Source organism: Tessaracoccus bendigoensis DSM 12906 (assembly GCF_900141915.1).
Taxonomy (GTDB): Bacteria; Actinomycetota; Actinomycetes; order Propionibacteriales; family Propionibacteriaceae; genus Arachnia; species Arachnia bendigoensis.
Map to the genome: position 1 here is coordinate 17348 of NZ_FQZG01000013.1, position 11497 is coordinate 28844.

8 protein-coding genes are annotated in these 11497 nt (G+C 67.3%); 5 read left to right on the plus strand and 3 right to left on the minus strand.

What is annotated here, in order from left to right; genetic code table 11:
* The first annotated feature begins 125 nt into the window (after positions 1-125).
* The 4 genes from BUC15_RS04675 to BUC15_RS04690 all read left to right on the plus strand — a co-directional run bounded on the left by BUC15_RS04675 (position 126) and on the right by BUC15_RS04690 (position 6783).
* Positions 126-2441 (plus strand): D-glucuronyl C5-epimerase family protein, encoded by a 2316-nt coding sequence (locus tag BUC15_RS04675; protein ID WP_073186379.1) that lies wholly within the window; start codon positions 126-128, stop codon positions 2439-2441.
* Positions 2442-2534: 93 nt separating this feature from the next.
* Positions 2535-3770, plus strand: coding sequence for a UDP-N-acetyl-D-mannosamine dehydrogenase (gene wecC / locus BUC15_RS04680; protein ID WP_073186380.1), 1236 nt, complete (start codon positions 2535-2537; stop codon positions 3768-3770).
* Entirely contained in the window at positions 3767-4639 is an 873-nt protein-coding gene (locus tag BUC15_RS04685) for a hypothetical protein (protein WP_073186381.1), read from the plus strand. The genes wecC and BUC15_RS04685 overlap by 4 nt, the downstream gene beginning before the upstream one ends.
* Positions 4636-6783, plus strand: a complete 2148-nt coding sequence (locus BUC15_RS04690) for a glycosyltransferase (protein ID WP_084189362.1) — start codon at positions 4636-4638, stop codon at positions 6781-6783. Before BUC15_RS04685 ends, BUC15_RS04690 begins: the two co-directional genes overlap by 4 nt.
* Positions 6784-6800: 17 nt before the next feature.
* On the opposite strand, the gene BUC15_RS04695 is transcribed toward BUC15_RS04690, so the two are convergent.
* Genes BUC15_RS04695 through wecB form a run of 3 tightly spaced genes read right to left on the minus strand, consistent with a single transcriptional unit; the run spans position 6801 to position 10607 of the window.
* Complete coding sequence (locus BUC15_RS04695) at positions 6801-7904, minus strand: glycosyltransferase family protein (protein WP_073186382.1); 1104 nt, start codon at positions 7902-7904, stop codon at positions 6801-6803.
* Complete coding sequence (locus BUC15_RS04700) at positions 7901-9463, minus strand: hypothetical protein (RefSeq protein WP_073186383.1); 1563 nt, start codon at positions 9461-9463, stop codon at positions 7901-7903. Before BUC15_RS04700 ends, BUC15_RS04695 begins: the two co-directional genes overlap by 4 nt.
* 1 nt (position 9464) lies before the next feature.
* Positions 9465-10607, minus strand: a complete 1143-nt coding sequence (gene wecB / locus BUC15_RS04705; RefSeq protein WP_073186384.1) for a non-hydrolyzing UDP-N-acetylglucosamine 2-epimerase — start codon at positions 10605-10607, stop codon at positions 9465-9467.
* A 334-nt stretch (positions 10608-10941) separates the two neighbouring features.
* On the opposite strand from wecB, the gene BUC15_RS04710 reads away from it, so the two are divergent.
* Positions 10942-11484, plus strand: coding sequence for a WhiB family transcriptional regulator (locus tag BUC15_RS04710; protein WP_073186385.1), 543 nt, complete (start codon positions 10942-10944; stop codon positions 11482-11484).
* Positions 11485-11497: the final 13 nt, after the last annotated feature.

Genomic DNA, 11497 nt, shown 5'->3' on the forward strand with positions numbered 1-11497 from the left:
TCCTCCGGTCCTTGTCGAGCGGCAAATGCCGATTCGGAAGTGTCCATTTGGTCAGGTAGCATGCGCAGCAGGAGGCGTTTGCCGACCGGGCTTGCGCCGCTTGACCTTGGGTAATTGACCAGATCATGCAGACACGTTCCCGACGCCGATTCATCCCATTCCTGGTTGCCGCGCTGATCGCCGCGATCGGCATCGTCGCGGTCCCGGAGCCGCAGCCCGCCGTGGCAGACGACCACCCCTACACCACTCCCGGTGAACGGGAGTACAACGGCCGTAAGTGGCGCACCACCTGCTCAAACTACTCCACCAATGTGCAGCGCTGCCGGGCGGAAATCTTTGCCACGCAGGCCAGGCTGGTCAACGGCAGGTATCAACTCGTCAACGAGTACGTCTTCAACAACCTGACCTACCTTCCCTCGCCCAGGGAGAGCTGGAAGGACAACCCGTTGGCGAAGGCCGGCCAGTTCACCGGAACGGACGGCCGGATCTGGCAGACCGAGTGCGATACCGCATGGACCGGCAAGAACGGTTGCCGCAGCTTCGCCTGGGTCACCGTCATCAACCAGACCAAGACCGCCACCGGGTGGAAGTTCACGCCCGAGAACAAGTGGGTCTTCAACAACGTCGTCCAGTTCAAGGCTTCGCCGAAACCACCGGTCGATCCCGCCTACGACAACCCGTGCAACGCCAAGGCACCCGACGGCTGGGCGTTCACGGAAGAGGGGCGCCCGCACGTCATCAAGACGCCGTACACCCCGAACACCAACTACAACCCGATCTCGCTGGCGAACTTCATCAAGGTGGCTTTGCGGTCCACGACCCTGAGTGACGCCGACCGGTTGTGCTTCGCCCTGCTGGGCGCCAACCACCTGATCGACGACGGCGCGACGACGCGCACGTACCAGGGTGAGACCAGCCTTTGGCTGCCCTACCCGTTCGGGTTCAGCGCCAACCCCTCCATCCCTGCCCTGACGACCGGCTGGTACTCGGGCCTCGGCCAGGCAGGCGCCATGACCTCGATGCTGGAACTCGCCAACTTCACCGGCGACCCCAAGTGGGATGCGTACGCCGACCAGCTGTTCAACTCGTACCTCGTCCCGATGTCCGAGGGTGGCTTCACCAACCGCGATAACGGCTTCCTATGGTTCGAGGAGTATCCCACCGACCCGCCGACGGTGGTCTACAACGGCCACTTCCAGGCGGTGCTCGCGCTCCACGCATACGGCAGGGAACGCCGTTCGGCCGACCCGGAGAAGTCGGATGCGGCCTTTGCCCTCTTCGATGACACGCTCGGGGCACTAGCCACCCAGGTCCCGAAGATGGAGGTGCCCGCCGAGGGCGGCACCATGTCCTCCTACGACATGGTGCGCGGCTACGACGCCGTCCCCCTGCGGGCCGTGAGCGTCGGTTCGGGCACCGCCACGATCACCGACACCCGCCTCAACGAAGCGCCCAGCACCGCGCTCCCGATCGGCACGCAGACCACTTTGGCCCCAAACAGGCTGCTCAACTCTTCGATGGAGACCAGCGCCGGCGCGCTGACCGGCTGGGTCGTCGTCAACAACAACTTAGCGGGCATCACGTTGAGGGACGGTTGGCTCGGGGTGCACCCGACCGGCAACGCGTGGGCGGGCGTCGAGCAGACGATCGCGGCAGGCACGTTCCCGGCGGGCTCCGAGTTGTCCTTCTCGATGATGTCGCGCCTCGAGATCCCCGAGGGAAAGGCGGGCACCGGCGGCAAGGTCGCCATCTACTCGGTGTGCCCCAGCGGCACCACGTTGATCCACGAGAACGCCAAGAACCGCTCCCGTGAGGCGGCGTGGTCGGCCACCACCTTCAGGGCCCCGGCCGCCAACTGCTCGATCAAGGTGCAGCTGCTCACGTACTCGTACACGGTGACCAACACCACGGCCTGGTATGACGATGTCCAATTGCGGCTGGCCGATCCGGTCGGCGTCAGCATGACGCCGGAGTACGACCTGCTCGTGCACCGGACGCCCAGCAACCACCTCACCCTTCAAGGTTCGGGGCAGGTTCAGGTGCAGGGCTGGTACGGCGGACGCTGGCAGGACATCGGCGACCCGGTCACGCTGAGCACCGACGGCGCCCAGGTGGAGATCCCCGAGCTGTACACGGGCCGCAACATCAACATCAACTACCACGACGGCCACGTCTCCGAGCTGCAGCGCATCGCGGCTTTCGCCGACCAACAGGGGTTCCCCGAGGAAGCCGAGATCCTCGACGCCACCGCGTACAAGCTGAGCCGGATGTCGGTTGGCACGCCATACAACAAGGACAACCTCACCCGCGACTCCGAGCCGGAGACCATCACCCTCGACATGCTCACCGGGACCATCGAGGTGGCCGCCGAGCCGGAGCCGATGGCCATCCAGCCCAGGTCGGTCCCGACCAGCATGGAACTGCCCGAGGCCACCAGCTGAACTGGCAGCCACCACGCGACCGGGGGCCCGCCCCGGCCGCGTGGTAGTCTGCCCGGCGAGGTCCGACTATCCGTTGAACGGAAGGAAACCCACATGTTCTCGAGCGTCTGCGTTGTCGGCCTGGGATACATCGGCCTACCAACGGCCGCGATCCTGGCTGCGCAGGGGATCCATGTCACCGGCGTGGACGTCAAGGAGAGCTCGGTCGAGGCGATCAACGCCGGCCACGTGCCGTTCGTCGAACCCGACCTTGAGCGCTTCGTGGTCGACGCGGTCGGGAAAGGGCTGCTCCATGCCCAGACGGAACCGGGCCCCGCCGACGTCTACATCGTGGCGGTTCCGACGCCGTTCCACGAGGACAAGAGCGCGGACCTGTCGTACATCGAGGCGGCGGCCAAGTCGATCGCCCCGCACCTGAGCGGCAACGAACTGCTGATCCTCGAGTCGACATCTCCGCCCGGAGCGACCCATCACATGGCCGATGTCGTGTTCGAATCACGCCCAGACCTCGCCGACTCCGGTTTGTTGTTCGCGCACTGCCCGGAACGCGTGCTGCCCGGCCGCGTCATGATCGAGTTGGTCGACAACGACCGCATCATCGGAGGCATCACCCCCGAGGCGGCCGAGCGGGCCGCCGACCTCTACCGTTCCTTCTGCAAGGGCGAACTTCTCCTCACCGACGCGACGACCGCCGAGATGGCCAAGCTCGTCGAGAACTCATTCCGCGACGTCAACATCGCGTTCGCGAACGAATTATCCGTCATCGCCGACAAGCTCGGCATCGACGTGTGGGAACTGATCGAACTGGCCAACCATCATCCGCGCGTCAACATCCTGCAGCCCGGCCCCGGAGTCGGTGGCCACTGCATCGCCGTCGACCCCTGGTTCATCGTGTCGGCCGCCCCGGATGAGGCGCGCCTGATCCGCAGCGCCCGCGAGATCAACGACGCGAAGCCCGGTTGGGTCATCGACAAGGTGCTCGCCGCGGCCTACGGGCTCGATGCCCCGAAGGTCGCGCTGCTCGGGTTGGCGTTCAAGCCGAACATCGACGACCTACGCGAGTCGCCCGCGCTGGCGATCGCGGCGCAACTGGCCGACCGGATGCCCACCGCCCAACTGTTGGCGGTCGAGCCGCACGTACACGAGTTGCCCCGTCAGCTGGCCGGGCGCGACAACGTCACGCTGACCCCGCTCGCCGAGGCGCTTGAAACGGCCGACATCCTCGTTGTCCTCGTCGACCACGACGTATTCAAGGCCGTGCCTTCCGACAAGGTCGCCGGGAAGCACCTGGTCGACACCAAGGGTCTCTGGGACCGCAAGAAGAAATGAATCAGGCCCAACGACTCGTGCGACTTGCCGGACGGTTCAAGAACCACGTCACACCCCTGCTCGCCCTCACCGAAGGCCTTGTGCTGGGCGGGGGCCTCCTGCTGGTGGTCGATCATGCCATCCGCGGCGATGCACTGAGCGCGGTAGGGGCCCTCGCGTTGACGTTGGCCGCTGCGCTCCTCACGTGGAAGCTCCACACCACAGGCGTGGCCGTCGGGCAGCTCCGCACGCTCCTGAAGCACGCCCCGGCGCCCGCTCCGCAGGTGACGGTCGTGCCAGCACCCGCCCCGCAGGCGCCCGACCCGCGCGAGAAGCTCAACACCATCGGAACATTTACCCCCGAGACCATCCCCGGCGCGGAGTCCGGTCGGATCGCAGCGGCCGTCACAACGGATCCGGATGCCCCGTTCCGGCTTCTCGTCGCGACAAAGGGTGCCAGCGGTGGTGGCGCGGCGGGCCGCAGCCTCGCGCTCGTCGGTTCCGATGGGCTCGCACAAGCGTTGGCGGGACACTGCGCCGTCCACCGCATCCACCCCAGCATGAGCCAGGCGGAGTTCGTCAGCGCTGCCCCCGAGATCCTGGTGATCGAGGAGGACGCGTTGAACGGCGGCGCCTGGGATGGCGCCCTCGCACCCCAGGGGTCGCAACTGCTGCTCGAGCTTCGGGTCGCGATGGCGTCGATCCGGGCCGCTGAGGGATTCATCTACGTCATCCCCACCCGCGGCATGCAGGGGATGGCGGCTGAGGCGATGAGGGCCGACACCGTGCTCGTCGACGACGAGTTCGCGGCCCGGTTCACGGCCGAGGACGCACCCGACAGCCTGCTGAAGACGTTGGGGAATTACCGTCTCGGGGTGCCTGCGCTGTGACCCGCCGCAACATCGTCATCTACGGCGACGTCAACCTCAACATCGTGGACGGTTCGGCCGCGTGGCTGGCGTCCCTCGCGGAAACGCTGACTCTGACTGACTCGACCGTCCATGTGGTCCTCAAGGCAACGGTGACGACCGACCGGTTGTTGCGCCGGATGGCGGCCAACCCCCACGTCGTGCTACACGAAGCGACCCCACGGGAGGGCCAACCTGCCATGACGGTCGACGTAGCGGTCGACAGGTTGGAAGAAGTCACCGCGCAGGTCGGGGCGACCGTCCTGATCACACGTGGGCGTGACCTGTCGCTTGCCGTGGCCCGTTCCGACGCGCTAGCCCCCATCCTGTGGGCCTACGTCACCGACTTCGCGTTCCCGTTCTCGATCCTGCCCGCAGCCCAGCATGCGCAACTCCGGGAGATCGCAACCCGCGCGTGCAGAATGTTCATGCAGACCGAGGACAGCCGCAGCTACCTCGAATCGATCGTCCCCGAGGCTGCGGGCAAGACTCTCCTGATGACGCCGACGGTGCCAGACGATTTCTTCATCGACGAGCCGATCGAGGCGGACGGCCCGCTCAAGCTGATCTACTCCGGCAAGCATCACCCCGATTGGCGCACCCTCGAGATGCTCGAACTCCCGGCGCGCCTGGCGGAGATCGGGGTCGAGGCGACGCTCACCGTCCTCGGCGACAAGGTCAGCGCACCGGACAAGGTCTGGGTCAAGGCGATGCGTTCCGGGCTGGAACAGCCCCCCGAATCGGTGACGTGGGGTGGCGGGTTGCCCCGCGAAGACGCGGTCGCTGAGATCTCCCGGCACGACGTCGGGCTCAGCTGGCGCACTTCCCGGCTCGACAACAGCCTGGAGATCTCCACCAAGCTGTTGGAGTACGCCGCCGCGGGTGCAGCCCCGCTCCTCAACCGCACCCGAGCACACGAGGCCCTCCTCGGGGTCGACTACCCCCTGTTCATCGACGATGATTCGACCGACGCAGTGGTCGCGACCCTGGCTGCGGCCAGGGGCAACCTCGCAGAGGCGCGGGCCACGGCCCGCGCGGCCGCCCGGCGCTACTCAAGCAGCGCGACGGCACTGCGCCTCGAGAGCTACTTCGCCCGATCCGAGCCCGATCTCGGGGCGCATCCCGCGCGGAGTCAGCCACTGAACGTCGTCGTCGCCGGGCACGACCTGAAATTCGCGGGCGAGTTGCTGGCCATGCTGCAGGCCCGCCCGGACGTGGAGCTGCGGATCGATCAGTGGGAGGCCCTCTCAAGCCACGATGAAGCCGACTCCGAAGAACTCCTCGCCTGGGCCGATCTCGTCATCTGCGAGTGGGCAGGGCCAAACGCCGTGTGGTATTCGCAACGGGTCGCCCCGCACCAGCGGTTGTTGGTGCGACTGCACCGGTTCGAGCTCACGTCCGCTTGGATCGGCGACATCGCCATCGACAAGGTCGACGCAGTGATCACGGTCTCCGAGTACTACCAGGACATGGTGCGCGCCAACACGGATTGGCCCCACGAACTGATCCACGCCATCCCGAACGGCCTGGACATGCAGGATCTGAACAGGCCGAAACTGGAAGATGCCAGGTTCACCCTTGGCCTCGTCGGCATGGTGCCCTTCCTGAAGCGCCCCGACCGCGCCCTCGACCTGCTCGAGGCGCTGCGCGCAAGGGATCGCCGGTTCAGGCTGGCGATCCGCGGCAGAAAGCCCTGGGAATACCCGTGGATCTGGCGCAAGCCGGAGGAGCAGGAACCGTACCGGAGGTTCTTCGAACGGATCGGCTCTTCGGACGACCTGTTGGAGAACGTCACATTCGAGCCCTTCGGCGCCGACATGGGCAACTGGCTCCGGCGCGTCGGCTGGGTACTGTCCCCCTCTGAGCACGAAAGCTTCCACCTGGCACCTGCCGAGGGCATGGCCTCGGGGGCGCTGCCCCTGTTCTGGCCCCGCGACGGGGTCGTCCAGATCTTCGGAGACCGGTTCCTGTACGGCAGCGTCGAAGAGATGGCAGACGCGGTCCTCGCCATGGTCGACGACCAGGACTCCCGGCGTCTTGCTGTCGAGTTCGCGCAGGCGGCCGCGACACGGTTTGACGCCCCAGTCGTCGACGCCCAGTGGCTTGACCTCCTACTCGCGCCCTAAGTGACAGGCCGACGTCGTCACCTGCCGTTAGCCGCCACTGCCCCGTCAAGCAGCATCGCGGCCCGCTCGGCCACCGCCGCATGTGTCCGCTCGGTGCGCATCAGGGGCTGGAAGGCATCCTGGAACGCCTGGTAGTTGCCGGGTTGCAGGAACCAGTGCACGTCGTCGACGATGGTCGACTCCGGCACCCGGAAGACGCGGTGGTCGCCGAAATTGGAGCCCAACACCAGGTCGCGGTTGGCTGGGGTCGACATCCCAACCACGCTGCGGATGCCCGCGCCGAGGCAGGCGGTCCCCATGCAGAGCGACTGGGTTCCGGTGACCCCGCCTCCCACGGTGAACAGTGCGCCAGCCATCGTGGCGGCGACCGTGGCCTCCTCGGCCCATCCCAGCATCTGGAGCCGGACCCTCGGGTCGTGCGTGAGCTGGCTGAGCCCCGCTTCGAACACGGCAGCCATCGGCCCGCCGCCGAGCACCTCGATGCTGACCGAGCCGACCTCGGGTGCCTGGAGCAGGGTCTCGACGAGCAACCGGGTGGCGGGAATCTGGTTCAGCTTGTCCTGGCTGAGCCGCGAGGCGAGTACGATCCGGGCGGTCCCATCGGGTGCGATCCGTTCCTGCGGGGCGACCACGCGCTCGGGGAAGAACGCCGCAGAGGCGCCGTTGGCCAGGACGTGGACGATCGCGGGGTCGATGCCGTCGAAGGCGCTCATGGTGTCCTGCAGAGACGAACTCGCCAGGGCAACCAGGCTGACCGCCCCGGCCCAGGTGTAGCCCTCATCCGAAGAGTTCCCATGGCTCATGTACGCCATCGGCACCCCCCAGCGGCGGCTCACCTCAACCCCCATCCGGCGGGCTCCGAACGGCTGCGCGAAGACGATGTCCCACGGGCCTTCGGCCTCCAGCGCGGCCGCGGTCGGTTCCCAGTCGTCCCAGTCGACGTCGAGGTTCACGGCCGCCGCTGCACCGGCGCGTTCTCGGACGAGCGCGTTGTTGGACACCAGCGCGACCTCCCTGCCGAGCGCCGTGAGCCCCTTCACCATGCCGACGGCCCAGTCCTGCAACCCGCCCCAAGGGGCCGTGGTGTGGACCGGAAGCACGATTCGCTGTGCCCGCTTCACCGCCCTGCCCCTTCCTGCTCAAATGACATCGTCGAAACCTGCGGCCCCGGCCCGCGGTGGAAGAGCCAACCGCCCGCCGGAGGGTTTGAAGGGGGCACAGCCGGGGCGCCTTCGACGATGGCGGCTTCAGCCCCGGGGCTCGCGCGGCGTCTCCTGGCGATGGCCCGGTCCAGTTCATCCTTCCCCGCGCCTGGCCCGAGGAACGCCTCGAACGCGTGTCCTCCCCTCGACAGCAGCGCCATGTCGCGCCAGGTGCAGGGCGTCAGCGTGGCAGATTCGTGGAAGAGCCGACCCTTGCCGTCAAACTCGGCCACCAGTTCGTCGAGCCGGTCGTAGGCGTCCAACTCGTCGACCTTCAGCACGCAGTTTCGACGCAGCACCAGGGTGCGCGGCCCGAACCGATCAGGCAGACACGCGCGCACCGACTCGACGCCCCGCGCCCACGTGGTGCGCCATGGGGCGCCGGTGATGGGGTCGTCGGCCCCGGGCGTCAAGGCCACGGCGATCGGGCTCGGCTGGGGTCGGCGCCCGACGACGGCGTCGGCGAGCTCCGCGACCGAGGCGACCGGCGTCGGCCACCAGCGGCGCAGCAGGTTTGTCGCGACACAGGCCACCGTTTCCAGGTTCCGATCACTTCGTGGAGGGACCGACCCGTCGCGGTCGAACGGCACCCGGAGCCCGGCGATGCTGCGCGTGTGCGGAGCCAGTTGTTTCAGCATCGACTCTGCGGCCCAGGGCAGGACGATGTCGTCGGAGCCGAGCAGCAGCGTCCACTGTCCTTCGAGAGCATCAACCACCCGCCGCCACCCGGCTACCGGATCGTCGGAGATGTCGTGACGCCTGACCCCGCCCCAGGCGCCGAACCTTAGCCTTGGCACCACACTGTGCGCGGCCACCCACTCCCGCGGAAACGTGTCCCCGGTCAGGTCGACGACGTGCACGTCGATGTCGTCGATGCTCTGCGCCTGCGCGGCGAGGATGGTCTCGTCCTGCCGACGATCGGGGCCCGAGCCGACGATCAGGACCGACAGGATCGGCGGGGCTGCGACCGGCCGGGCGGGCCACAGCGGAAGGTTGCGCAGCGGGGCGGTTGCCGCGGCGCCGCCCACCGTGGTGGGCTCCAACGCGGCGACCCTGCCGAGCAGGTCGACCAGGAGTTCCTCGGCGTCACCCAACCGGGTGTCGAAACCCCGCACCGAGGCGTAGTCCGCCATTGTGAAGCCTCCGCCGTAGACCCGTTCGTCGGTTACACCTGCCAGCTCGGACACCCCCGGCTGCCGCCAGCCTGGGAGCACCTCGGCGGGCCCGCTGATCAGCGTCACGCGATCGGTGAGCACCCCTTGGAGGGCGGCCCCCCAGCCCACGGCTCGCCCGACCCGGGCGCTCCGCACAGGGACCAGCGATGCCCCCTCGTCCGTCAACTCACGGCTGAGCAGCCCACCTTCCAACACCATGACGGCGACGGGGCAACCGTCCGCGGCAGCCAGCCAAGCCTTGGCGACTTCAACGGTCGACGGGTCGTCGTGCGCGACGAGGTCGACAACCAGCGAAACCGACATCTCAGACGCCGAAGTCGGGGAGCCTGTCCCCGACACCGAGCAGGGCGGCGATCGCCGCGACGGAACGCTCAGCCGCGTGCCCGTCCCCATACGGGTTGACGGCGTTGGCCATCGCCTCGTAGGCGGCCGGATCGTCCAGCAGATTCATCGAATGCGCGACGATCGCATCGGTGTCGGTGCCGATCAGTTTCACCGTCCCCGCGGTGACGGCCTCGGGGCGTTCCGTGTTCTCCCGGAGCACCAGCACAGGTTTACCCAGGCTCGGAGCCTCTTCCTGGACGCCGCCGGAGTCGGTGAGGATGAGCTTTGCCCATTGCTGGGCGTGGACGAACTGGGGGTAGTCGAGCGAATCGCAAACCACGACGTTGTCGAACCGGTCGATCACCGGAATGATCACCTCGCGCACCTTCGGGTTCGCATGCGCGGGGAACACGAACAGGTGATCCGGGGCCCGCTCGGCGAGTGTCGCGACCGCCTTCGCGATCCGGGCCATGGGCTCGCCCCAGTTCTCCCTGCGGTGGGCGGTCAACAGCACCATCGGAACTCCGGCGTTACAGCCCTCCGCCAATCGTGGGTCGCTGAACTCGACCGGGCGGCCGATGGTCCATTTCAGGGCGTCGATCACGGTGTTGCCGACCACGGGGATCATGGCCGGGTCGACCGCCTCACGCAGCAGGTTCTGTTTGGAGATGGTGGTCGGGGCCAGGTGCAGCGCCGTGACCTGACCGGCGAGTTTCCGGTTGGCCTCCTCGGGGAACGGGGAGTGGATGTCCCCGGAGCGCAGCCCGGCCTCCAGGTGGACGACCGGGATCTCCTCGTAGAAGCACGCGATCGCGGCCATCGCGACGGTGGTGGTGTCACCCTGCACCAGCACGGCGTCAGGCTTGAAGCGCGACAAGACATCGGGGAGCCGCTCGAGGATCCTTGCGGACAGCTGCGTCAGGGTCGCGCCGTGCCGGAACACGTTCAGGTCATAGTCGGGGGTCACGCCGAACCAGCGGTTGATCTGGTCGAGCATGTCACGGTGTTGCCCGGTCGAGACGACGACCGGTTCGAGCACGGGGGACGCCTGGAGCGCCATGATCACCGGTGCAACCTTGACCGCCTCGGGCCGCGTCCCGTAGATGACCATTACCTTCTTCATGCCACGCCTTCCATCAGCCTCCCGACAGCCTACCGGGCTGCTGTGACCCTGTGTCGCACCTATCACTGCTGGATCATCGCGAACCGGCTGCGGCATCACAGCCTGTGGAGCCTGAACCGATCCAGCGATGGCCGAGCACCATCTTCCCTGGTCAGTGACACATTGATTGCGAGGTTGTCCCGATCGCTGAGCATTGCTACTCATCCCGGCGTCAGTGGATACCCAGAGAAGTCGGGTAGGTCCCCCCACGCTTCCGGAGCCCCACGGCCGCGGTTTCACGCCACTGTAGTAACAACCGGAAATCCACTGGGGGTTCCGAGGAGAGGGCCGAGCGATGAACACCACAGACACCACAGCCTGTGTGGTCTTTTCGAACATCTTCCTGCACCCGCTCATGGACGATGCGGCCAACCCCGAAGCACGCAACGAACGGCGTGAACAACAGATGCTGCGTACTCAGGCGGAGAAGCTGTGCGCCGGTTGCCCTCTCCTGGCACAGTGCCTGACCGATGCCGTGACCCGCTTCGATGTCGCGGGCTACGTCGCAGGCACCACGAAACGCCAGCGACAGGAGATCCGTGCCCGGCTCGGCGTGCAGGTCGCGGCCGAGGACCTGGATACGTTCGTCGGCGTCAACTCGGGCCGCCAGTTCGACCGAGGCGAGATCCAACGCATCCGCGCAGCCAACCCGACCCTCCCCCTCAGCGTCATCGCCACGAAGATCGGCTGCTCGGTCTCCACCGTGAAGCGCCATCTCCGTCGCGACGCCGAAGACGGTACCCCCACCCCCCGCACCAGGATGCAGCCAGCGCCGTCCGAGGTCCTGGCGGTCGCCATCGACGTCAAGAGAGGCACCCGCCGCTCCGCCGCCGCCTGACCGGTTAGGCTAC